This is a genomic window from Roseivirga sp., assembly GCF_049099775.1.
Lineage (GTDB): Bacteria > Bacteroidota > Bacteroidia > Cytophagales > Cyclobacteriaceae > Roseivirga.
This window is the reverse complement of record NZ_JAGDZM010000007.1, coordinates 572,774-597,784: the sequence shown is the minus strand read 5'-3', so window position 1 is coordinate 597,784 and position 25,011 is coordinate 572,774. Positions and strand designations below refer to the sequence as shown.

The 25,011-nt window shown below is 38.6% G+C and carries 21 protein-coding genes; 14 read left to right on the top strand and 7 right to left on the bottom strand.

Annotated features, from left to right (window positions below):
* The first annotated feature begins 49 nt into the window (after positions 1-49).
* The 3 genes from rimO to JXQ92_RS13710 are packed head-to-tail and all read left to right on the top strand — an operon-like array spanning position 50 to position 3,577.
* Positions 50-1,363, top strand: coding sequence for a 30S ribosomal protein S12 methylthiotransferase RimO (gene rimO / locus JXQ92_RS13720; protein ID WP_421987194.1), 1,314 nt, complete (start codon positions 50-52; stop codon positions 1,361-1,363).
* A gap of 53 nt (positions 1,364-1,416) precedes the next feature.
* On the top strand, positions 1,417-3,003 hold the full coding sequence (bshC, locus tag JXQ92_RS13715; protein ID WP_421987193.1) for a bacillithiol biosynthesis cysteine-adding enzyme BshC: 1,587 nt from the start codon (positions 1,417-1,419) through the stop codon (positions 3,001-3,003).
* Entirely contained in the window at positions 2,996-3,577 is a 582-nt protein-coding gene (locus tag JXQ92_RS13710) for a 5-formyltetrahydrofolate cyclo-ligase (RefSeq protein WP_421987192.1), read from the top strand. The genes bshC and JXQ92_RS13710 overlap by 8 nt, the downstream gene beginning before the upstream one ends.
* 56 nt (positions 3,578-3,633) lie before the next feature.
* Here the strand turns inward: JXQ92_RS13710 and JXQ92_RS13705 are convergent, their stop codons facing one another.
* From JXQ92_RS13705 to JXQ92_RS13685, 5 genes are all read right to left on the bottom strand, one after another.
* Positions 3,634-7,338: a T9SS type A sorting domain-containing protein gene (locus tag JXQ92_RS13705; protein WP_421987191.1), complete on the bottom strand. Its 3,705-nt coding sequence runs from the start codon at positions 7,336-7,338 to the stop codon at positions 3,634-3,636.
* 9 nt (positions 7,339-7,347) lie between these two features.
* Complete coding sequence (locus JXQ92_RS13700; protein ID WP_421987190.1) at positions 7,348-7,758, bottom strand: hypothetical protein; 411 nt, start codon at positions 7,756-7,758, stop codon at positions 7,348-7,350.
* A 344-nt stretch (positions 7,759-8,102) separates the two neighbouring features.
* On the bottom strand, positions 8,103-8,783 hold the full coding sequence (mnmD, locus tag JXQ92_RS13695) for a tRNA (5-methylaminomethyl-2-thiouridine)(34)-methyltransferase MnmD (protein ID WP_421987189.1): 681 nt from the start codon (positions 8,781-8,783) through the stop codon (positions 8,103-8,105).
* On the bottom strand, positions 8,780-9,259 hold the full coding sequence (ispF, locus tag JXQ92_RS13690; protein WP_421987188.1) for a 2-C-methyl-D-erythritol 2,4-cyclodiphosphate synthase: 480 nt from the start codon (positions 9,257-9,259) through the stop codon (positions 8,780-8,782). The genes mnmD and ispF overlap by 4 nt, the downstream gene beginning before the upstream one ends.
* 17 nt (positions 9,260-9,276) lie before the next feature.
* Positions 9,277-10,515, bottom strand: coding sequence for a M16 family metallopeptidase (locus JXQ92_RS13685; RefSeq protein WP_421987187.1), 1,239 nt, complete (start codon positions 10,513-10,515; stop codon positions 9,277-9,279).
* A gap of 88 nt (positions 10,516-10,603) precedes the next feature.
* Between JXQ92_RS13685 and JXQ92_RS13680 the strand changes: the two genes are divergently transcribed.
* Together JXQ92_RS13680 and ytxJ are read left to right on the top strand one after the other, a co-directional pair.
* Positions 10,604-12,583 (top strand): alpha-ketoacid dehydrogenase subunit alpha/beta, encoded by a 1,980-nt coding sequence (locus tag JXQ92_RS13680; protein WP_421987186.1) that lies wholly within the window; start codon positions 10,604-10,606, stop codon positions 12,581-12,583.
* Position 12,584: 1 nt separating this feature from the next.
* Entirely contained in the window at positions 12,585-12,953 is a 369-nt protein-coding gene (gene ytxJ, locus JXQ92_RS13675; RefSeq protein ID WP_421987185.1) for a bacillithiol system redox-active protein YtxJ, read from the top strand.
* A gap of 36 nt (positions 12,954-12,989) precedes the next feature.
* Here the strand turns inward: ytxJ and JXQ92_RS13670 are convergent, their stop codons facing one another.
* Positions 12,990-13,544 carry a hypothetical protein gene (locus JXQ92_RS13670; RefSeq protein ID WP_421987184.1) on the bottom strand — a complete coding sequence of 185 codons (555 nt, stop codon included), beginning with the start codon at positions 13,542-13,544 and terminating at the stop codon, positions 12,990-12,992.
* A gap of 186 nt (positions 13,545-13,730) precedes the next feature.
* Here JXQ92_RS13670 and JXQ92_RS13665 point away from each other — a divergent pair, with 186 nt between their 5' ends.
* On the top strand, positions 13,731-15,503 hold the full coding sequence (locus JXQ92_RS13665; protein WP_421987183.1) for a DUF7477 domain-containing protein: 1,773 nt from the start codon (positions 13,731-13,733) through the stop codon (positions 15,501-15,503).
* Here JXQ92_RS13665 and JXQ92_RS13660 read toward each other — a convergent pair whose 3' ends face one another.
* Positions 15,504-16,244: a membrane or secreted protein gene (locus JXQ92_RS13660; RefSeq protein WP_421987182.1), complete on the bottom strand. Its 741-nt coding sequence runs from the start codon at positions 16,242-16,244 to the stop codon at positions 15,504-15,506.
* Between the two features lie 195 nt (positions 16,245-16,439).
* Between JXQ92_RS13660 and rpsT the strand changes: the two genes are divergently transcribed.
* The 8 genes from rpsT to JXQ92_RS13620 all read left to right on the top strand — a co-directional run bounded on the left by rpsT (position 16,440) and on the right by JXQ92_RS13620 (position 24,942).
* Positions 16,440-16,691: a 30S ribosomal protein S20 gene (rpsT, locus tag JXQ92_RS13655; RefSeq protein ID WP_421987181.1), complete on the top strand. Its 252-nt coding sequence runs from the start codon at positions 16,440-16,442 to the stop codon at positions 16,689-16,691.
* Positions 16,692-16,797: 106 nt separating this feature from the next.
* The gene (gene radC, locus JXQ92_RS13650; RefSeq protein ID WP_421987180.1) at positions 16,798-17,487 is read left to right on the top strand and encodes a RadC family protein; all 690 of its coding nucleotides are present in this window, start codon (positions 16,798-16,800) and stop codon (positions 17,485-17,487) included.
* An 87-nt stretch (positions 17,488-17,574) separates the two neighbouring features.
* Positions 17,575-18,192: a DUF1684 domain-containing protein gene (locus JXQ92_RS13645; protein ID WP_421987179.1), complete on the top strand. Its 618-nt coding sequence runs from the start codon at positions 17,575-17,577 to the stop codon at positions 18,190-18,192.
* 65 nt (positions 18,193-18,257) lie between these two features.
* Complete coding sequence (gene pheT / locus JXQ92_RS13640; protein WP_421987178.1) at positions 18,258-20,672, top strand: phenylalanine--tRNA ligase subunit beta; 2,415 nt, start codon at positions 18,258-18,260, stop codon at positions 20,670-20,672.
* Positions 20,672-20,965 carry a hypothetical protein gene (locus JXQ92_RS13635; RefSeq protein WP_421987177.1) on the top strand — a complete coding sequence of 98 codons (294 nt, stop codon included), beginning with the start codon at positions 20,672-20,674 and terminating at the stop codon, positions 20,963-20,965. The genes pheT and JXQ92_RS13635 overlap by 1 nt, the downstream gene beginning before the upstream one ends.
* 12 nt (positions 20,966-20,977) lie before the next feature.
* Complete coding sequence (locus JXQ92_RS13630; RefSeq protein WP_421987176.1) at positions 20,978-21,265, top strand: cell division protein ZapA; 288 nt, start codon at positions 20,978-20,980, stop codon at positions 21,263-21,265.
* A gap of 44 nt (positions 21,266-21,309) precedes the next feature.
* The gene (gene rny / locus JXQ92_RS13625; protein WP_421987175.1) at positions 21,310-22,875 is read left to right on the top strand and encodes a ribonuclease Y; all 1,566 of its coding nucleotides are present in this window, start codon (positions 21,310-21,312) and stop codon (positions 22,873-22,875) included.
* Positions 22,876-23,172: 297 nt separating this feature from the next.
* On the top strand, positions 23,173-24,942 hold the full coding sequence (locus tag JXQ92_RS13620) for a LytTR family transcriptional regulator DNA-binding domain-containing protein (RefSeq protein WP_421987174.1): 1,770 nt from the start codon (positions 23,173-23,175) through the stop codon (positions 24,940-24,942).
* The last annotated feature ends 69 nt before the right edge of the window (positions 24,943-25,011 follow it).

The following is a 25,011-nucleotide window of genomic DNA, read 5'->3' as shown; positions in this document are numbered from 1 at the left end:
CTTAGTTACCCTGCTTTTATTTCGTAAATTTGCCTCACTAAATTGTAGTATGAAGGCGAAGGGACTGAAAAAAGATAAGGTTAACATTGTAACACTAGGCTGTTCTAAAAATCTAGTAGATTCTGAGGTGATGCTAACCCAACTCAAAGGGAATGGCATTGACACAACACATGAATCTTCAAATGATGATGCCAATATCGTCGTGATTAATACTTGTGGCTTTATAGACAATGCCAAGCAAGAATCAGTCGATACTATCCTTAGATACGTCGACGCCAAGGAAGAAGGCATCGTGGATAAGGTATACGTGACAGGATGTCTATCGCACCGATACAAAGACGACCTTGAAAAAGAAATTCCCCAAGTAGACGCTTTCTTCGGCACCATGGAGTTGCCTGCCCTGCTTAAAAAATTTAAGGCTGATTATAAACACGAATTAGTAGGTGAAAGAATAACAACCACTACTAATCACTATGCCTACCTAAAAATATCCGAAGGTTGTGACAGACCTTGCTCATTTTGTGCCATTCCTCTTATGCGAGGAAAACATCGTTCGCGCCCGATAGAGGAACTCGTTACCGAAGCAAAAAATCTAGCTAGAAACGGTACTAAAGAACTGCTTTTAATTGCTCAAGACTCTACTTACTATGGCCTTGATATCTATAAAAAGAGGAATCTGGCAGAATTACTAAGGAAATTATCTGATGTAGAAGGAATTGAATGGATAAGGCTGCATTATGCATTTCCCACTGGCTTCCCAATGGAGGTGTTAGATGTGATGGCAGAAAGAGATAACATCTGTAATTATTTAGATATTCCACTGCAGCATGGTTCTACCAATGTTTTGAAGTTGATGCGTCGTGGGACAACCCGAGAAAAAACCGAGAAACTGTTAGCAGAAATGCGCAAAAGGGTTCCAGGTATTGCCATTCGTACCACACTGATCGCTGGGCACCCTGGTGAAACTGAAGAGGAGTTTGAGGAAATGATGACTTTTGTAAAAGAGTCTAGATTCGATCGACTTGGGATATTCACATATTCCCACGAGGAAAACACCCACGCCTACACTATGGATGACAATATTCCTGAAGAGGTGAAACAAGAACGAGCCAACCGCGTAATGCAATTACAGGAAGAAATCTCGATGGAGATTAATCAAGAAAAAATAGGTAAGACTTTCAAGGTCTTAATTGATAGAAAGGAAAGCGGCAGCTTTATAGGTAGAACCGAACATGATTCGCCAGAGGTAGACAATGAGGTTTATATAGATGCCAAAAAGCACTATTTAAGAATAGGTGACTTTGCCAATATAAAAATTACTGATGCCACAGAATTTGATTTATACGGAGAGCCCGTTTTATAATCAATTTGGTTATTAATCTTTAGATTGAGAAGACGCCCAAGGGGTATAACAATATGGAAACTACGGAAGAAATAGACTGTTTACTGGCTAAAATACCATTTGAAAAGACCAATAGCTTTTCAAATTTCTTTCTAGATTACATTAAAGGCGACGAACAACTAAGCCAATACCACAACGGACTTCCTACAGCAGAAAACTTATTAAACCAGATTGAATCTAGAAACTTCCCTAGCGCTAATCGAGCAATTATGGCGGAAGTACTCAAAAATCAGCATGCCGATTCTATTCTTTCAGATGAAACGAAGAAGAATCTTGATGAACTTTCTGCAGAAAATACTTACACCATAACTACAGGGCACCAGCTCAATATATTCACCGGGCCTTTATATGTGATCTATAAAATAGTCTCGGTTATAAAAACTTGTGAGGAATTAAAAAGACTTAGGCCGGACTGCAATTTCGTTCCAGTTTATTGGATGGCCAGTGAAGACCATGATTTTGAGGAGATTAATCATTTCAGGTATAATGCCAAGAAATTCTCATGGAATACTGACCAAACAGGAGCCGTAGGCAAGTTTGACACGAGTACCATCAAGTCAATTTTTGACGAACTACCTGGGCTTCCAGAATTCTTTTCAGAAGCGTATTTAAAACATAGCGATCTTGCTAGCTCAGTTAGACACTATATGAACCATTTATTTGGGGAATATGGCTTGGTGATCATAGATGCTGATGATCGATCACTTAAAACCTTATTTAAAGAGGTCATGGTGGGTGACATCATTGATCATTCACCTCAACAGAAAGTTGAAGCAACATCAAGTCAGCTGAACCAACTTGGTTACAAAACCCAGGTCAACCCGAGGGAGATTAATTTCTTCTATATGGAAGGCGATGTGCGGTCCAGAATCGTAAGGACTGAGACTGGCTTCGAAGTGCTCGACACTGACATATCGTTTTCTGAGGAAGAAATCAGAATGGCCATAGATAAGCAGCCCGAACTTTTTAGTCCAAATGTAGTCCTCAGGCCACTTTATCAGGAATACTTATTACCAAACTTGGCTTATGTTGGTGGTCCTTCAGAGCTCGTTTATTGGTTGCAATTAAAAGATGTGTTTGAGCATTTCAATACAACTTTCCCTTTATTGATGCCTAGAAATTTTGCAGGTGTTATTTCACATCCTAAAGTTGAGAAAATCAAAAAGGCAGGATTAAGCTTCGAAGATCTTTTTAAAGACGAAAGTGCCTTGGTGAAAGAAAAGGTAATTGAAAACACTGCCTTTAAGCTTGATTTAGATGAACAACGGGAAAGGCTAAGGAGTATTTTTTCAGAAGCTCATGTACAGGCCATCCAAATCGATAAAACCCTGGAAAAACTGGTTCTCGCTGAGCACAGAAAAGCAGAAAAATCTATCGAGAAAATAGAGTTTAAAATACTAAAGGCAGAAAGAAAGAATCAAGAAGTTTTAGTCAACAGAATCTATAACCTAAAGGAATCACTTTTTCCAGGAGGCGCTCCTCAAGAAAGGAAAGACAATTTTTTAAACTTCTACTTGAGCAACCCTTCATTTATTGAAGACTGTTTAAAGTCTTTTGACCCTTTAGACTTTCAGTTCCACTTGATAAGTACTAATGAATAAAGAGGTTCTTAGATCCTTATATCTAGAAAAAAGACAAACCCTTACCTCTAAAGAATTTGAGCGTCGGAACAGCCTCCTGTTTCAACATGTGACTAATTTCCTAAAACATCATCAAGACCTCACTAACTGCCATTTATTTCTTTCTATCGAGAAGTTTCAAGAGCCTAATACCTGGCCAATTCTTGATTGGCTGATCAAATCACAAGACCATTCTGCATTCGCTTCTAAGACAAACTTTAAAGAGAAACTCCTCTCCCACTATGAGGTGAATACAGATACGGAAATAGCTACTTCCAAATTTGGAATTCCTGAGCCGGTTGATGCTCAGGAGATAGAGTCAAAAATTCTGGATGTCGTATTCATTCCATTAATCAGCTTTGACTTAACTGGAAACAGAATTGGGTTTGGAGCAGGTATCTACGATCGCTTTTTAACGAAACTACCATCGAAGACAAAAAAAATAGGACTAGCGATCACCCCTCCTCTTGACAATATCGATTATAATAATGCTTTAGACATTCCATTAGACGCTTGCATTAGCCATCTTGGGATTGATCATTTCAATGTTAAATAAAAATGCCACCTCAAAAAAATGAGATGGCATTCATGGATTATCTTTTTACTCTCGGGTTACCTTGAGCCTTCACTTTTTAGTAGCTTAATCGTTGATCTTACAGAACCATTAGAAGCTGCCAAAATATAAACACCATCTGGGGAGTTGGTCAGATTTATCTCAACTTGATCTCCTGTGTTATAGTTTTTAACTCCTCTTACCAATACTTTTCTTCCTTGTGAGTCAACAATTTGCATTTCAAAGTTCCCGATATATGCAGGAGGAAATGCTAAATTGAACACACCTGAAGAAGGGTTAGCATCTACTATAATTCGCTCTGCCGCCCTAGCCAGAGGATCATCAATGGATGTAATTACATTTTCAATGGTATAAGTCTCATCCGTTACAGCTACACCGTCAAAAGCATTACCTGCTTTATCAACAATATCTTGTCCCGCAGCAAAGTCTAAACCTAAAGTACCATCTGCCAAAATATCAGTAACTACTACCTGATAACTTATCGCATTTACTTCTGTTACTGCTCCTAGCGTAGCTGTCGGCGATCCGGCAGCCAAAGCGAAATCCGTTACATCCACATTATCTACTGCTTCTGAAAAAGTAACCAAGAATGTCACTTCGTTTTGGTCTGTTACCTGAGTTGTTGGAACACTCCTATTAATACTTCCTGTTGGATCAGTATTATCGGTAATAGTATAAGTCTCTTCTGATAATACGGTGCCACTGAATGCATTACCTACTTCATCAGTAATATCCGTACTAGCAGCAATATCTAAATTCAATTCACCAGAACCACCAATATTCGATACGGTTACATCAAACACCGTCCCAACTGTGCTTTCTACTACACTGGTGATTACACCACTTGCCGCACTTACCGTTTCGAAGTCGTCAGTACTTACGTTCAATACTGTTTCGTTAAAAGTAACTTGAAACTGAACTGTAGTTTGGTCGGTAGCTGCATCAGTCGGATCAAGGCGAGTTATAGTACTTACTTCTGGCCCTTGCCCATCTAAATTAACATTAACCGTATTCGACAATCCTGTGCCACTTGTGCCTTCTATGGCAAGTCTTACTTGATAAGCTCCTCCATCGGTAACTGTCAAAATTTCTCCAGTCTCTCCTTCAATATCTTCACCATCCTTAATCCACTGATAAGACAGCGGGCTTGGGGTTACAGCGGCACCATTTGCGCGAAGTTCATATTCTCTACCGTCTGTACTGATTGAATAATTAATATTGGCATTTATTCCAACATCATAACCACCCAAAAACACACCATTTCCATGAGTAGCTGCCATCACAATGCCATCTATAGGTCTAACGCGTACATTAGACACTACAACGTTTCCAATTACATCTGCGGCTTGTTGTTCCCAGTTTGTTTCATCTCCTTTTAGCTCTTTAGTCATGAAAAGACCAACAGAAGTCGCGGCAAAATAATAATTACCACCATTGCCATCAGGCATAACTTCAATTCCTCTAACTGAAGGTCCAGCGCCAGATCCATCGGCATTCTCTTCTAGGTTACCTGATATTGATGACCATGTTTCGCCTCCATCAGAAGTCATCCAGACACTCACAACGTTATAGTTGGAAAACGAAACGAATACTCTATCTGTATCATTCGGATCGATTGCAATTCCAGAAACATTTCCACCTGGCATATTACCCGTATCAACGGTGATAATTTCAGTACTCTCAGTCATACCTCTTGTATCCGCTATTTTAAACAATCCGCCTGACCTTGTACCAAAATACAAAACAGCTTCAGGATCAACTGAACCAGTAATTGCAGAAACAAATTGATTGGTAAGCGATGCTGGACCACTTAATTCTAACCACTCATTACCTGATGGATTTTGACGTATATCATTTGTAGCAAACAATTTACCTTGGCCAGCAATAAAAAACTGATCTTGATTTACAGGGTTATAATTAAAAGGGTTAACAAATAAGAAAGTCTCATTTTCTCCTGGCGTAATTCCTATCCCATTTTGGTATTGGTTACCAACAAGTGCATATCTACCAACGCTTCCTCTTTGGGAAGAAGCATAAAGGGCATTATAAGTAATAGCAGCAAAAGCCCCATCTCCACCTCTAATAAAGTCCCAATCTCCTTCATCCTCGCCATTAAAACTGGCATAAGTACTATTATCCTGTGTACCGCCTACTACTTGTACGTCACCAAAATTAGTAGGGTGAATATTAGCATGATAGAATTGTGAAACGACGTAACCATTATTTAGGTCTTCCCAAACAACAGAAACGGAGGAAGTTGAACTACCGATTTGTTGATTATTTCTTGTCAAATGAACGCCTCCATCTGAACCTGTCAACATAATATCAGCATCGGAGTCAAAGAATATAATTTCATGTAAATCTGGGTGGTGATTCGGATAAGAAGGAAAACTATTAGAGTTACCATCTGCTCTATATCCACCAATCTGATCGTTTGTAGCAGAAGTTCCAAATCCATTGGTAGACCTCAATAAGTTGGTACCAGCAACAAAGACAATACTCCCATCATCTGGGTGAACTGCAGTAATAACATCATAAGCACCTTGAGAATTATAACCTTCCCCAGAGTCATCTGACACTTCAATAGAAGAAGTCAAATCAGTAGAGCTATCCGTTAAATCATTGAACAGTATAAGTTGATCTTCTGTAAGGAAGTAAACATTGTTTTCATCCGAAGGATCAATAGCGATTTCTATTCTCGTAGAAACATTATCACGACCTTCCAAATCAATCTCTGTCCATGTAATGCCATCATCAGACATAAAAACACCTTGCTCAGCATTTGATCCATTATTGCTCGAGTTAGCGATTGTAGCAAATACTTTACCGGTTGAAGTAATGGCCACATCGCACATATTACTTCCTGTATTAGTTTCTCCGAGCACTATATCGAAAGTCTCAAAACCATCTACACTTCGAATAATTTGACTACCACCAGCAGCGTAAATTTCAGTTCCAGTGTCATTAGAATAATCAATTGCTAATTGCTCTGTTCGCGTGAAGTCTCCTAAATCTGTAATAACATCTGTACCGGAAGTTCCTGGTACGGCAGTGGAAGAAATAAGTGTCCAGCTATCACCGTTATTGGTCGATTTATAAATCCCATTCCCTAAATATGTAGCACCAGAAGCACCTGCAGAATTACCTCTGATTTCTCCTGTGGCATAGTACCATTCATCAGTCATACCAGACCTGCGGTCTTGGACCAATGTTGTAGTAGCAGGATGTTGTTGTAAAGACGTCGTTCTTGTCCACGACTGACCTTGGTCTGTGGATTTCCAAACACCTCCAGAAACACCTCCGGCCAAGATGATGTTCTCATCGTCTACATCAAGACCTAGTGCTCTAGTTCTTCCGCCCACATTAAAAGGACCAATATTTCTAAAAGGTGCATCTTCCTGAGTTCCGGCAGCAGCGGATGGAATCCCTAATGGACTACCAGCATCTTTGATTTTATTCAATGATTTTTTGGCATAAGCCACTTCTCGGTTCTGAATACCCATAGGTACTTTTCCAGTTGCCGGATCTATTAATAGGCTCGCCTCATACTCCGCTCTATCAATCGGATTTTCTAATTCATTTTCCTCTTCATCCTCGCCAAGGTCTGTACTTTTCAGGGACTCAGAACTCAATCCAAACGTTATCAATTCACGTTTGATTTCTTCTTTATTTCCTCTTCCTGTGTAAATAAAGGCAACCGTAACGATCAGTACGATGACTGTAAGTAGTAATCTCTTCTTCATAAATAGGTGTTAATCGATAACCATGTTAATTTTTAGCTTACCCTCAACTCTATTGATTGGAGTAAATGCATCTAGAACGACCGTGCTGTTTTTCTTGAATTTGATCTCTTCTGGTGAGTAAAGTATAACTTCTTCACCAACCTTTGGTTGAACGGTGGAGAATGTATCACCATAATTTAAAATTTCATTAACCTTGAATAGGTATTCCCAACGATCGCCAACTTGCTTTCCTTTTGTAAGTAATTCTCCTTTTAATCGGACAACATCCTTATTCATGTTGGGTTTATAAGCTTGTATTGCTCCATCTGAATCAATCGAGTAGTTCTCTAGGCCTTTTGTTGAAGAACATCCAACGGCTAAGAAGAGGCCTAAACACACGGCTAAAGAGAACTTAGTAGTCTTTGAAAAATATCTATTCATTTAGTAATTAATTAGTCTTGAAATATACAATATATCTCGGGTTTTCAGAATTAAGAAGAGCAGGAGAATGACAAAGTAGATACATTATTACGATTAGACTCACTCTGCAAGGTCTACCACTCAGGAATTTATTAAGCCAAGCAAAGACAATTGCAACCGATAATAAATCATCCGCAACGTCGCTTAAATTACAATTCAATACTTGAAGTGATCCTACACAGTGCTTCTCCTCATATAACTTCCCATTCCAGTTAATTTCAAACTAGCCTTAGAATCAGTTAAAAACTATAACTGAAATTTGTTGAAAAGAAACGCTAAAAATAGAATCACAAATCTGACTTAACCTAGCCACGATATACACCGCGAACCATCTCTTTTTTCCCAGGAGGGCCCGCCAAGGTTTCCACCTTCATTTGAATAGATGCTAAATCACGTTTGAATTGCCCCCTAGCACAATAAGTTACCAAAACAGTTTCTTTTCCAAAGTGTGATTTAAGCTTCTCTAAAAGGCTCAACTCCCACATTTCAGCCTGTTTGCTCGGTGCAAAGGCATCGTAAAAGATCAGATCATACTGGTGATTCGTCTCAAACTCTTGAAGTGTGGTCTGATGTTTTGTGAATTTGAAATTAGGTTGAAGCTCATGACAAACACCCCAACTACACTGATGAAATCGAAAGAAATCCTCTTTAGAAACCTGATCACTTAACTGTTCATGGTATTTGAGTTTTTGTATCAGGTTTTCATCTAAAGGATAGGGCTCTAGCGTGGTATAATTTAAGTGAACTCTTTGATTGTTATTGGCAAAACCTAAGGCCAATAAAGCATTTAGCCCCGTGCCAAATCCTACCTCTAGTATATTGATACTTTCCTTACTGGAATTTAGAAGAAACTCAAGCCCATGTTTAATAAAAACATGCTGTGACTCTGTGATAGCACCATGAGTAGAATGATATGTTTCATTTAAACCTTCATGATACAAGGATTGTGATCCATCACTTGTCTCAATGATTTTGATTTCGCTCATCCTTTTTGAATCAAAACAGTAGCATGTGCAGAAACACCCTCTTTCTTTCCCACAAAACCAAGTTTTTCAGTAGTAGTGGCTTTAATTGAAATATCTTCAACTGGAATGGACATTACTTCACTTAAGCATGCTTTCATTTCTGGAATATGCGGGTTGATTTTAGGTTGTTGAAGGCAAATTGTAGAATCAATATTACCAATTTCATAACCTTCGTTTCTTAAGAGTGTCATTACATCGCGAAGCAATATTTTACTATCGATGCCTTTAAACTTTGGATCCTGATCAGAAAAATGAAAACCAATGTCGCGCATATTGGCTGCGCCTAATAATGCATCGCAAATCACATGAATTAGAACATCGGCATCCGAATGCCCAACAGCTCCATGGGTATGTGGTACTTTTATGCCTCCAAGCCAAAAATCCTCGCCTTCAGCCAATTGATGAACGTCGTAACCGTATCCAACTCTTATTTTCATCTTTTTTTATTTAAAGTTTAGCGTTTGGCTTTATACCTCAATACAGAAGCGTTTGATCTTTGAAGGATCCTTTCAGCGGCACTAAAAACATCTTTTGACGTAACTGCCTCAAGTTTCTCAAGTTCAGAATTTACAAGACTCAAATCACCAAGCATTTCTGCATAAGCTAGATTCATAGCTCTATTTAGTAATTCCATTTCCGAAAATACAATTGTTGATTCAGCCTTATTCTTCACTTTTTTAAGTTCAAGATCGTCAACTCCTTTCAGCTTGAAATTTTCTAATACCTGCCAAACAGCTTCCTCTGCTTCCTGAAGATCAAAACTATCATTCAATTTACCTTGAATAACTAATAGTCCGGGATCAATAGACCCCATTACATAAGCACTTAAGGAATTAAAAACACCTTTTTCTTCGACTAGCGACTGATAAAGACGACTTGACTTACCTCTTCCGAGCACATCACTCAGAAGGTCTTCCGCATGATAAGTTTCACCTGATCTACCCGACATATGAAAAGTCATATAGAGCGCATCCACAGGAACATCTTCCTCAACTTCTAAGAGTCGGTAGTCATCTTGTGCCGGTTCTTCAGGAATACTCCTTTCGACAGGGCTGCCTGCAGGTATAGGAGCAAACCATTTCTCAGACATCGTTTTTACCTGATCCAAAGTAACATCTCCTGCCACAACCAAAATTGCGTTATTTGGCACATAGTATCGATAGAAAAATGCTTTAACATCATCCATCGTGGCCTCTTCTATATGCTCTATTTTCTCTCCAATAGTTGCCCACTGGTAAGAATGCTTTTGGTAAGCAAGAGGTCTTAGTTTCAACCAGACATCACCATAAGGCTGGTTCAAATACCTTTGCTTAAACTCCTCTATAACTACAGAACGCTGCACCTCAAGAACTTTTGGGTCGAATGACAAACTCATCATTCTATCTGATTCTAACCAAAAAGCAGTCTCAAGGTTTGCCGATGGAACTGTGATATAGTAATTGGTTATATCGTTTGACGTAAAGGCGTTATTATCTCCACCGACGAATTGCAAAGGCTCATCGAAGGAGGAAACATTCTTTGAACCTCCGAACATTAAATGTTCGAATAAATGAGCAAAACCCGTTTTACCTGGTTGCTCATCCCGTGCACCTACTTTATAAAGGAGGTTTACAACGGCCATTGGCGAGGAGTGATCTTCGTGAACCACTACCTTCAACCCATTTTCTAAAACAAAGCTTTCGTATGTTATCATTGCTGGAAGGTGAGCGAAATTAAAAATATGATCTATAATTTTTGCAATGCGAGCATTACTTTAATTTTACCCCATCTTAATCAACAATATGAGATTCAACAAAGCGGGATACTCCAATCAAGAGCTTCTTCACCTTTACGAGCAAATTCTAAGACCTCGAATGATCGAAGAAAAGATGCTCATTCTACTTAGACAAGGAAAGATCAGTAAGTGGTTTTCTGGAATAGGCCAAGAGGCAGTGTCCGTTGGCGCAGTTAATGCGATAGATCAGGAGGAATTTATACTTCCTATGCATAGAAACTTAGGTGTTTTTACTGGAAGGAACATTCCTTACCAGAGATTATTCGCTCAGTTTCAAGGAAAGATGAGTGGCTTTACGAAAGGCAGAGACCGGTCGTTCCATTTTGGAACTAGGGAACATCATATTGTAGGAATGATCTCTCACCTAGGCCCTCAAATGGCTCTTGCCGATGGTATTGCGCTAGCGAATAAACTAAAAGAAGAAAAGAAGGCTACACTCGTTTTTACGGGTGATGGAGCTAGCTCGGAAGGAGATTTTCATGAAGCGCTAAATGTAGCTGCCGTTTGGGACTTACCTGTCATTTTCGTTATTGAGAATAACGGCTATGGCCTGTCTACACCGAGTGAAGAACAATTCAGGTTTAAACACTTTATAGATAAAGGCCCTGCATATGGCATAAAAGCCGTACAAGTAGATGGCAATAACTTACTGCAAGTTCATAGGACGATTAAAGAATTGGCGGCAGAAATCCGAGAAAACCCTAAGCCTATAATTCTTGAAGCCATGACTTTTAGAATGAGGGGTCATGAAGAAGCCAGTGGAACGAAGTATGTCCCAAAAAAATTAATGGAAAGCTGGGCAAAAAAGGACCCAGTCGAAAACTACGAACAGTATTTAATCAAGCAAGGCGTACTTACCGAAGCCGTTATTACTGAGATAAGGGCTAAGATTAAAGCAGATATTGAAGAAGGATTAGAATTGGCTTATGCCGAACCACTTCCTGATGCATTAACGACAACAGAGACTACCGATCTCTTCTACCCTTTTAAGCAAGAAATACAAACTCCTAATTCGAAGGAAAGAACAGAAAGAAGGTTTGTAGATGCTATTTCTGACGGGCTACGCCAAAGTATGGAACGATACCAGAACCTTGTAATTATGGGTCAGGACATCGGAGATTACGGAGGAGTCTTTAAGATAACCGAAGGTTTTGTGGAAGCTTTCGGAAAAGATAGGGTTAGAAACACACCGCTCTGCGAATCAGCGATTATAGGAACTGGACTAGGCCTTTGCATTAATGGCTATAAAGCCGTTGTCGAAATGCAGTTTGGTGATTTTGTAACCTGCGGATTTAATCAAATCGTAAATAACCTCGCGAAGATTCATTACAGATGGGGTCAGCATGCTGATGTCGTGGTTAGAATGCCTACTGGAGCCGGTGTTGGCGCAGGACCATTCCATTCACAATCGAATGAAGCATGGTTCTTTCATACTCCGGGATTAAAAATAGTATACCCTTCAAATGCAGAAGATGCCAAAGGATTATTAAATGCCGCCATTGAAGACCCAAATCCATATTTGTTCTTCGAACATAAGGCGCTTTACAGATCACATAGCCAAGAAATTCCAGCCGATTACTACACTACAGAAGTTGGTAAAGCGGTATACGCGAGTACAGGTGAAGACTTGACCATTGTTACTTATGGTATGGGTGTGCATTGGGCACTAGAAGCGATGAAATCATTTGAAGGTAAATCTGCCGATGTAATTGATCTAAGAACGCTACTTCCATGGGATAAAGAAACCGTTGAAGCTTCTGTAAAAAAGACAAACAAAGTATTAGTCTTACATGAAGACACCCTAATTGGTGGAATTGGCGCAGAAATTTCCGCTTGGATCAGCGAGTATTGCTTTGAATTCTTAGATGCGCCAGTGTTGCGTGAAGCAAGCTTAGATACACCCGTTCCTTTTAGTCAACCACTTGAATCGAACTTTTTACCTCAAAAAAGACTTCTTGAGAAGTTGAACCAGTTAATTACATATTAATATGTTTTGGAAAAGAAATAAATCGGCACATGAAGGGATAGCTTGGATTGAATTATCCGATATCGGCCAAATTGATTCCTTAATCGAAGAAAGTAAAACCCAAACCGTATTAATCTACAAGCACAGTACACGTTGCAGTATCTCCAGCATGGTATTGGAAAGACTTGACAGAACTTGGACAAGTGAAGGTCATGACATTAAACCGTATTATTTGGACCTAATTACTTTTAGAGATATTTCTAATGCTGTAGCTGACCGATTTGGCATTTATCATGAATCGCCACAAGTAATCATGCTGAAAGATGGTAAAGCAACTTATGATGCATCGCATATGAGTATCTCCTTTGCTGCAATAAAAGATCAAGCATAAAAAAAGTCCCAAAGTTTCCCTTGGGACAGTTCATTTTTAGAGTCTGATGGTCCAACATCCGTCGATCCATACTCTTAAACCATTTACTCTTTGGTAATGGCCTGCAATCCATCTGTGATTCGCTCTTCTGATAGTCCATCGACCATCAATCCAAACATCACGGCCTATTCGAGGATTGTAGCTCCAATACCCAGCGAGCCAGATATGTCTATTAGAAGGCCTGTAGCCTCTATTGACTAATATTCTTCTACCTCTTCTAGAGTCAAAATCGTAGTATCTACGACTATTTCTATCAGTACTCGAGTAACCGTAATTTCTCCAACCCCTATCTCTCGATACCCTTCTGTCAACTACACGGACAACTCGGTTATCACGACGGTTATTTTTTACATAAACCCTGTTATTACGCTTATCCCTCGAGTTAGACACTTTGTTCTTTCTCGAGTCACGATTATTCGCGTTTCTATTTTTATTATTCAAGGTTGCTTCCTTTCTCGGCTTCCGATCATCAGATCTTTTGCGCTGCGCCAGTACATCAACTGACAAACCAGTGAATAATAGTATCGCTATTGTTAGTAAAGCTTTTTTCATAACCTTGATATTTAAGTTTCTAAATAATTTCAAGATCCGGATCATTAATAATGCATTGACAAGTACTATTCCATTACCATGCCAGAAATGAATTAGGCTCATAGAAATGATCAAATTCCACTTAGGCCTTAATTAAAAGGAACTATATTAACAGACTGGAATCAACGCAACCAAAAGACTGTTATCGTGAGCAAAAGAATACTAACTAGGAGTTCATACCTTCTAATCCTCGCTACTTTAATTTCACTCGAAGGCCTTTCGCAATCGAGTTACAATGACTATTCCGAAAGCCAAAAAACTGAGTACTACAGAGAAGATTTTAATAATCCAAGCTCACAATGGGAGTCCTATTCGAGCGGAAAAGTATTGGGAAAGATTCACGAAGGCTATTTTGATTGGATTTCCATGAATGACAAAGCACACGTAAGATATACTAGTATCGCTTACATGGACTGGGATTTAGATTGGCAAATAGAAGTTCGTATGAAACAAGTCAATGGCAAGACAACTTCCTCTAATGATGTCGTATGGGATAGAGAGGTTGGAAATTCTAACAAATATCATTTTGGTTTTACAAGCGCTGGTAAATACAATATCTCAGAATATAACGATGGCTATCAACCTATTGTAGACTTTACCGAGGCTGAATTTGTAAACAAGAGAGACTTCAATAAAATTACAGTTCGGAAAGTAAGAGATACTTATTACTATTTCTTTAACGAACGCTTCATTACACGTTCTGCTTACAAACCAGTGAAAGATGATTACTTAGGTATTGTAGTTCCTCCGAACTCTACCTTGCAGGTAGACTACATAGATGTATCCTACCTTGACAAGAAAACCAATAACCCCTACCTGAAGACTGGTTATCATGCGGTAATGACAAAAAGAAATGGATACTCTATCCAACGTTGGAAAACAAGGGACATATTTCCCAAAGAAGAAATCAAAACCGATTGGAATGAAGGCTACTCGATTTCCAATTTGAGTTACATTAATGAAAAATGGACACTAGTGACATCCAAAGGAACTGGGTTTTCAAACCAACAATGGAAGACAAGAATTGAATTTCCAAAAGCAGAAATTAAAGAGTTATGGGGCGATGGATTAAAAGTGACAGAGCTCAATTACGGAAATGGCTTATGGGCACTTGTGATGTCAAAAACCAGTAATTATGGCTCACAACGCTGGTCTACGTCATACAATTTTCCAATCAATAAAATTAAGGAATTCAGAGAAGGTGGATATTATATATCGGAGCTTATTTACGGAAATGATAGATGGGCATTAGTCGGTTCTAAAGATGCTAGAATTAAAGATCAAGAATGGTTTAGAAGCACTGAATTCCCTAGAGATAAAATCGAATCTTTGACCAATCAAGGCTTTACTATTGGACAATTGGAATATCATTATGACTCTTGGGTTTTGGTTATGAATAGAGTGACTGATGAAGTAAGCAATATTTGGTTTTCAGATGCGAATTTCCCTAAAGAGAAGATTCGGACTTATTGGGATCAAGGCTACTATTTAACCGACATTACCTACCTCGAGGAAAGCACTCAAGTTATTCAAACAAAAGAACTCCTAGCAGACATTTTGGTAGGCACTTGGTACGGAGGAGGGGCAGCCGGTGAGCCTGAACAAGGTGAGCTTATATTCGGTCGAGATAGAATGGTTACCATGATAGCTGAAGGCGACACCCTTGGCGGGGCAAATTACTACCAAGAAAACATCAAGATTGATTTAAAATATGAAGTCATTGAAACCTCTTCACCGAAAGGTTTCGACTTAATTTTCTCTTCATCCGGAACAGACTATGGAAGAATAAAAGGTATTATTCGAATGATCGACGATGATGAATTCGAAATGAAACTAGCCAACGATATGACCGACGCAAGACCTACCGAGATGAGAAACGAATCGGACATTAAAATTGCAATATTTAAAAGAGTAAAGTAGTTACTGTTTAGTCCAAATTTCTCGAATTGGGTTACCTGTAGAACTCTTACCACTGTGATCCCATTTATCCCCATTTACCTTATAATCGAATGATAAATCAGCGCCGACACGGTCTGGGTTCTTAGAGAAATACTCGATATGTTCATTGTACTTTCCGTCTTTTAAAATCACAGTTCCTCCCCCGGTACCAGAAAATTGTTTCGACTCAGGGTTAAATGCCACCCATTGGAATCTTGATCCAGTAATCATTTTAATTGTCTTACGTGCTCCAAGTCGCATAGCCTGCATTTCTCCATTACGCATTCTGTCGGTAATTCTCCAAGAACCTGCCAAGTCACCCTGACCATTGTCAATTCTCACTAACACCATTTGAAATGAATCTTCAGAAGAAGAAAAATCCAGGGTCACACGATTAGAATTTAAAGTTGCAGTTATTTCATAGGCCGTTCCTACATTCTCTTTATCCCAAGTATCAAACTCCACGGTATAAGAAGCCTTATTACCCATAATTTCTATGGCTCCTCCTCTGCTACCCACAAATTTTTTGGAGTCAACATCAAATTCACTATAAAAAGCATAGGGAGATTCGAGTAAAAAAACAGCTCGATGCCCCAATGATTTCCCGTCAATCTTTTCAATTTCCCAAGCGCCTTCAAGCGCATTGGCCAAATTCACATCTGATTCTTTATTCGATCCAACAAATAAAAGAGCAAAGCTCAAAAGGTATGATAGTGCTTTCATAATTATTTCTTTGAAGTAAAATAGGCATTAAAGGCTAGAAATAGAACTTTGAGTTATCTGAAAGGGCTATTTTTGTGATAGAACAAAGTGAGTTGAAATGTTGAACAGAAATTAACTTGGAAATAAAATAGCAAGTTTTTGTAATTATTTGAAATACACGTATCTTTGCATCCCAATTTAGAAAGCACAGATTAAATGGCAAATCATAAGTCCGCGTTAAAAAGAATTAGATCAAACGAAGCTAAGCGTTTGAGAAATAGATATCAGAGCAAAACAACTCGTACCTTTATTAAAAGGTTAAGAGGTACATCTGATAAAAACGAAGCACAAGAGCTTTTGAAAAAAGTTATAGGTATGCTTGATAAGCTTGCGAAGAAAAATATCATTCACAAGAACAAGGCAGCTAATAACAAGTCGAAATTGACTAAAATGGTGAACAGCCTTTAGATTAAAGAAATCGAGAAGCCGAATCACGTTGTGGTTCGGCTTTTTTTATGCCTTTAAGTAATTTTTAAACATATTTAGTTATATATTATCCAAACATATTTACTGAATGGATGGAAAATTAAAAATACTTGACTGGGCACAATCCGACAGACCAAGAGAAAAACTTCAAGAAAAGGGGAAATCAGCCCTTACCGATGCTGAGTTAATTGCCATTTTACTCGGATCAGGCTCTAGAAAGCAAAGTGCTGTGGATTTAGCAAAAGAAATTCTGCTTTCCATAGACAATGATTTAAACAACCTGGCAAAACTTACTTTACCAGAGTTAGAAAAATTTAATGGCATTGGTGAAGCAAAAGCAATCGCTATCGTTAGCGCTTTAGAACTTGGCAGACGAAGAAAGCAAGTTTCACCCAACCAACGACTTCAAATAAAAAACTCTCAAACTATATATGACTTAATGATCCCAGAGTTACTCGATCAACCGACCGAACAATTTTGGATCATCAACCTGAACCGGAGTAACACGCTTATTTCAAAGAAACTAGTGAGCTTAGGTGGTATATCTGGAACTCTGGTAGACCCAAAAGTCGTATTCAAAATTGCGTTAGAAAACTTCGCTTCTAGCATCATTCTGGTGCACAATCACCCTAGTGGCAATTTAAAAGCCAGTCGATCAGACATACGAATTACTGAGAGAATCAAAGACGCGGGCAAACTCTTGGAAATATCAGTCATTGATCACATTATATTTACAGACCAAGGATACTTCAGCTTTAGCGACGAGGGCCTTCTTTGAACTTAATTGAACCTATAATTATTTCTTTTTCATCCAATCGAGGTCTAACTTCGCAGCTATTCTAATATGCCTGGAAAGGCCAAGCGCATGAAAAGAAATTCTATTTTCGGAATACTTGTAGTGGCAATAGTAGCCATTACCATCCTTAACTTTCTCACTGTCGGAGAAAGTACAGAAGACTACTTGGAACGTATCAACACCGATCGGAAAGATAAAAATGGATTCATGGTTTCAAGCATGTCCCCAATCAAGGATGAAGACAAAAGAAGTTTCAAGGGGCTTAATTATTTTCCAATCAATGAAGATTACAAGGTAACAGCTCGGCTGACAATGCTGGAAGGCAAACGCCCTATCTTTATCACTTCAACAACGGGAGAAGAATTAAAATACATTCCTTTCGCTTATGCTGAATTCGAATTAAACGGTGCTCAGCAGCGTGTATTGCTCTATCAAGACTGGGAAGAAAACGATCCTAACAAGTTATCGCTCATGTTTGCTGATGAAACGAGTGCATTCCAAACCTACGGAGGAGGTCGCTATGTCGACGTGATGTACAGGAACACGAACGCTGTTACAATCGACTTTAATATGGCCTATAATCCATATTGTCATTTTAATGAAGAATATAGCTGCCCTATTCCACCAAGAGAAAATTTGCTTAAAATTCCAATTGAGGCAGGCGAGAAGCTTTATAAAATTGATTAAACGCTCCATTGAAAAAGCTAAATCATTAATTTTGGCATTCCTTTAACAGGATCAATTAAATACCTATGAAAATATCGCTTAACTGGCTCAAGCAATACATTGACTTACCTGAATCTCCAGAAGAAATCAGTGAACAGCTAACAAGCTCGGGTTTAGAAGTAGAAGGCCTGGAAGAAATAGAAAGTATTAAAGGTGGGCTGAAAGGGCTAGTAATTGGCGAAGTATTGACCTGTGAAAAACACCCTGGCGCAGATAAACTGAGCATCACAACTGTCGACATCGGGGCAGATTCCCCGTCACCCATCGTTTGTGGTGCTCCAAATGTAGCCGCTGGCCAAAAAGTAGTAGTAGCTACTGTAAATACTATACTATACCCTTCCGAAGGGGATTCCTTTAAGATTAAAAAGGCGAAAATCCGTGGAGAAGTTTCTGAAGGAATGATATGTGCCGAAGATGAAATAGGCATTGGTAAAGGCCATGATGGCATTCTTGTTTTAGACACCAACTTACCCAATGGCACCCCAGCAAGTACTTACTTCAACATTGAGTCAGATTTTGTTTATGAAATTGGCCTAACACCAAATCGCGCTGATGCAGCCTCACATTTAGGAACCGCTCGCGATTTAAAAGCACTTTTTGGACGGGATATTGCGCTTCCATCCATTGAAGAGTTCAAAGTTGACAATACAGATGGTGGGCTCAAAGTAACTGTAGAAAACGAAGAAGCATGCCCAAGATATTCTGCATTAACCATATCAGGCGTTACAGTAACCAATTCGCCAGACTGGCTAAAAAACAGGTTAAATTCTATTGGAATTAACCCAACAAACAATATCGTAGACATTACTAACTACGTACTACATAGTCTTGGCCAGCCATTACATGCTTTCGATAGAGCAGCCATAACTGGCGATCAAGTTAGTATCAAGACCTTACCTGAAGGGAGCACCTTCACTACACTTGACGAAAAAGAGAGAAAGCTTTCTTCCAGAGATCTTATGATCTGTAATGCTGAAGAAGGTATGTGCATCGCTGGAGTTTTTGGTGGTATGAAATCTGGAGTTACAGAAAAAACCACTGATATATTCTTAGAAAGCGCCTATTTCTCACCGGACTTTATTAGGAAAACAGCTCAGAACCATCAGCTAAAAACCGATGCAAGCTTTAGATATGAAAGAGGCACAGACCCAAACATCACGGTTTATGCGTTAAAATATGCCGCTTTACTCATTCAAGAAGTAGCTGGTGGGAAAATCAGCTCTGAGGTTATCGATTTATACCCAAAATCAATTGATGATTTTAAGGTACCCGTTGCCTATAAAAACGTAGATCGATTAATAGGTAAGGCTATCGGAAATGACAGAATCAATGACATCCTAAAGTCATTGGACATTTCCATAGCTGACCATACCGAAGATGGTTTTACTGCCATAGTACCTGCCTACCGAGTAGACGTTCAGCGAGAAGCAGACATTATAGAAGAAGTACTGAGAATATATGGGTACAACAACATTGAGCTTAGCGACACGCTGAGCAGTAAATTCCTCTCAGAATTTCCTCAAAGAGATGCCGATAGTATTCAACTTGAAGTTTCTCGCCTCCTTTCAGGAGCTGGCTTTAATGAAATTGTCACTAATTCATTGACTAAGGAGTCATACGCCAAAAGTGCCGATAGCATAGCTGATGATGAAAATGTTCATATCCTGAACTATTTGAGTGAAGAGCTCACAGTAATGCGTCAATCCCTTCTTTTCAATGGTCTTGAGGTTATTGAAAGAAATATTAAAAGACGACAGACAAATCTGAATCTTTATGAGTTCGGTAGAACCTATCATAAAGTAAATGAGAAATACAAAGAAAGAGAACGTCTCGCCATTTTTATAACAGGTGAAAATCTCGAAGAAAACTGGTTAGAAAAGAAACGTCCAACCCAATACCATGATTTACTTCAAATTATAAGTCAACTCCTTAATAAATTTGGAGTTCAGCAGTATGATACAGCCACTGTTGACAACGATTTATTCTCATACGGAATTCTTATCTCTGCCCGAAAAAAGCCACTCATCTCTTTGGGAAAGGTAAATCCAAAGCTTTCTGAAAACAATGACGTGAAGCAAGAGGTGTTCATGGCAGATATAGATTGGGATTTCATGAAGACCCTATATCCTTTAAGCGTTAACTTCAAACCACTTTCAAAATTCCCAGAAGTTAAGCGTGACTTATCATTAGTAGTTGATAAAACGATAAATTTTGACCAGATTAGACGTTTAGCAATGAAGCTCGAGCGTCAGCTGATTACCAGACTAAACGTTTTCGATGTTTATGAAGGAGATAAAATCGGTGAAAACGAAAAAGCCTACGCTATAAGTTTCTTCTTACAAGACCAAGAGAAAACACTAAACGACAAGGTTATCGACAAAACTATGAGTCGCTTAATCCAAGGTTTTGAGAAAGAACTTGGGGCAATAATTAGAAAATAATGGCATCTAATGCAATTGACATAAAACTTGAAACACTTGAGAGTAATCTTAAGCGTTTAATCCAATCAGGTAAAGATGATCGGGAAGTAAGTGCTCAATTACAGATTAAAAATGAACAACTTCAATTAGAAGTTGAGACCCTTAAAGGTCAATTAGCTGATTTTCAAAATCAGTATAAAATCGCTAAAATTGCATCTAGCACAACAGTAGAAAAGGAAGAATCTACTGAGTTGAAACAAAAGTTAAACGAGTACATAAAAGAGATAGACAGATGTATAGCACATCTGAGCTAAGCCGATAAATAAATGGATCTTCTATCAGTAAAATTAAAAATAGGAGACCGCGAGTACCCAATGAAGGTGAAACCGGACGAAGAAGAACGGGTACGTAATGCAGGAAAATTTATAAATGACCAATTAAAATCTTATCGAGAAAAATTCGGTATAGATGATAAAGAAGATTTGTTAGCCATGGTCGCATTCGATTGCGTGGTTGCCAAACTTAAAAGTGATGAGTCGCATAGTGCAGTAGATGATACTACAGATGACAAAATTGATTCACTAAACAAACTGGTTAAGGAAGCACTCTCGTAACATTTTTTTAGCTCTTTCCTCCCGCTCTACATAGAACTATACCTATGGGAGAATCACTTACAATTATAATAGTAGGCGTTGCCGCCTTGGCAATTGGAGTTTTTATTGGCCGTATTGCATTGCAAAAAGTCAATAAAAAAGCCGAAGCAGATCTGGAAAAAAAGGCCAAATTAATGGTTAAGGAAGCAGAAATTACTGCTGAAAGCATTAAGAAAGATAAAATTCTTGAAGCCCGAGAGAAATATCTCAAAATCAAATCTGACTTTGATGAGGAAGCAAATAGACGCAAAAACCAAATCATTTCAAACGAGAATAAAATCAAGCAGCGCGAAGCTAAGGTGAATAAACAACAAGCCGACGCCAACAGAAAAGAAGCAGAACTTGATAGCCTAAAAGAAAACGTAACGGCTCAATTAGAAATCGTTAAAAAGCGAAAAGAAGACCTAGATAATAAGGTAGAAGAAAAAGTTAAAGCCTTAGAAAAGGTGGCCAATCTTTCTGCAAACGATGCCCGCGAACAGCTGATAGAAACGCTTAAACTTGAAGCAGAATCTAAAGCATCGGCACTCGTAAAAGATATCATTGACGAAGCGAAATTGTCTGGAGCGAAAGAGGCCAAGAAAATCGTAATCGAATCAATTCAAAGAACTGCCACAGAACATGCTATCGAAAATTGTGTTTCTATTTTCAATATTGAAAGCGACGATATAAAAGGAAAAATCATTGGTAGAGAAGGTCGAAATATCAGAGCCTTAGAAGCAGTTACCGGTGTAGAAATAATTGTAGATGATACACCTGAAGCCATTATCATTTCAGGCTTCGATCCGGTAAGAAGAGAAATCGCAAGGCTTTCACTTCATCGCTTAGTAACAGATGGCAGAATTCACCCGGCAAGAATAGAAGAAATTGTAGCGAAGACAACGAAAAACATTGAAGAGGAAATTTCTGAAATCGGAGAAAGAACTGTTATAGACCTTGGCATTCATGGGCTGCACCCAGAACTAATTAAGATGGTAGGTCGCATGCGCTTTAGATCATCTTACGGGCAGAACTTACTACAGCACTCAAGAGAAGTTGCCAACCTTTGTGCTACCATGGCTTCAGAGCTTGGTTTAAATACTAAAAGGGCAAAACGTGCAGGATTACTTCATGACATTGGCAAAGTATGGCATGAAGAGCCAGAGCTTCCGCATGCAGTACTCGGTATGGAGCTTGCTCAAAAATATAAGGAGCATCCTGAAGTTTGTAATGCCATAGGAGCCCACCACGATGAAGTCGAAATGACTTCAATGATATCTCCATTAGTACAAGCCTGTGATGCCATTTCCGGAGCACGACCAGGAGCAAGAAGAGAGGTAATGGAGTCTTATATCAAAAGACTTAAAGACCTTGAAAACCTAGCTTTAAACTTTGACGGCGTTAATAAGTGTTACGCTATTCAAGCAGGCCGAGAATTAAGAGTTATGGTGGATGCCGAATCAGTAACAGATTCAAAAGCAGGTCAATTATCTTTTGACATATCTCAGAAAATCGAAAAGGAAATGCAATACCCTGGTCAAATCAAAGTAACGGTGATACGTGAAATGAGATCAGTTAATTACGCTAAGTAATTAATTTATTGGATTAACTCAGCCTGAATATTTGTATGTACAACGATAAGTAATATCTTGGGGACAGCGTGTATATACAGATAAATTCTGAACCATTTTTATTTCCTTCTTAAGGAATAACAGCACTGAACTGACTAAACTAAGTTTTGACAGTAAGTGACTCCAACTGAGGATCACTTCATTATTAAAAAGAGCAGGGCACTATGTGTTCATAATGAAGCTATTCTATTATTAAAATTGGTATTAGTCTAAGTCTTATAAGCATCCGCCAAAACACTGATTAGACTTAAAATTTCAATGATTTTCAACCTAAGAATTGCAAAGAGTAAGCTCTTACTCCCACTGCTTATTTTATTGACGCTGCCAATCAAACAAAGCTTTGCCCAAGGAGATTTTGAAGGCCTAAAATCTGATATTTTAAACGCCGCTACAGAGCAAGAAAAACTAGAAGGTATTGTTGCGCTCGGTATAACATTGAGCAGAAATGAACCTGATAGCCTTTATTTTTATGCCGACTCTTTGTCCAGCAGTTCTTTCCAAGATAAAAAATTTGCCGAGGCAGGTAAACTCTTTTTAGAAGCAGTAGGCACCTATCATAATGGAGATATTCAACTAGCAGTAGATCAATTGGAAGTTGCCACAGCTCGATTAAAAGAAAACGCTTCTAATATGCTTTATCTGAGAGCACTAAACTTTCTCGGCATAGGCTATCAGCGCCTGAGAGATTATAAAAAGGCTATAGATATTTTCGATATTATTATTGAAAGTGATGGTGAAGAACCCGAAAACACTTTTGCAAAAGTAGGAGCCTACGGAAACCAATCAAACGCATATCGTTCACTTGGTAATTACGCAAAGGCAATTATTAATCTTGAGAAGCTATTAAAAATTTCCAAAAGTATCGAGTCTGATCAGAGCATGACTTATCTGTCGTTGGGCCAAATGCTTAACAGGCTTAGGTTGCATGAAAGAGCTATAGATGCTTTTAGAAAGTTCGACTTAGAAAATTTCCCTGTTGACCCACCAAAAATTTCGCTATATACGAATCTTGGTGATTCTTATACCGAGCTTGAGATGTATGATTCAGCATTATACAGTTACAATCAAGCATATGATATGGCGACAAAACCAAGGAATTGGCGACAAAGAATGAGTCCGGAAATGAAAATAGCTGGCATTTTTCTAAAGATCAATGAACTTGACAGTGCTTATAATAGGATAAATTCAGCATATAGTACTTCAAAGCAAAATCGCTACCCCCCTCCCGGCATTGGAAACCTCTTAAGGATAAAGTTAGACATTGAAATTGCGAAGGATGAACTAGACGCAGCACAAAAAACAGCTTCAGAGTTTGAAGAACACATGGAGCGTTTCAACATTGCGGTAATGGGAAGAGATGGCTATCGATCGATTGCCCAAATGCATGAAAAATTAGGCAACACAGAAGAAGCTCTTAAATTTCAGAAAATTGCCAATAGTCTAGAAGTGTCCGTTATCGAGGATAATGCTATGGTAATGCAAAAAGCTCAGTTGGAATTACTAGAAAAGGAAGAACAAATTGTGGAAGAAAGCGCCAACACTTCTTTCTATAAAAGCATTGGCCTTAACGCCATACTCACTGCCGCCGCTCTTCTCACCATATCTATAATCCTATTTCTATTTTATAGAAAATCGAAAAAAGAAAACTCAACCAAAGAGCAAGCCATTGACTCAATGCTAGAGGAACAACAAAAACAAGATGCGTTGGCCGAGAAAGAATTCATAACACTCAAGAGTAAGGCCTTAATCAAATTAGAAGAGATTAAATACATCAGATCGGATGGCCCATACTTGGAGTTTTTCTTGAGTAAAAAGGAAAAACCTGAAGTTGACAGAAATACGTTAAAGAGTATTTTGGAAGAGTTGCCCAATACCTCGTTTCTCCAAATTCATCGTAGTTTCATCGTCAATTTAAATCACGTAAAATCGCTCTTTAGCAACAAAATTGTGCTCAACGACGGCACTGAACTAAATGTAAGCCGAAGTTTCAAAGAGCGGGTAGAAGCTACACTGAAGAAAAAATCTTGACTTTCATGACAGTTTTCATGTCATCCGTGACAAAAAGCAGTTTTCTTTAGGTCAAATACAATATCTCAA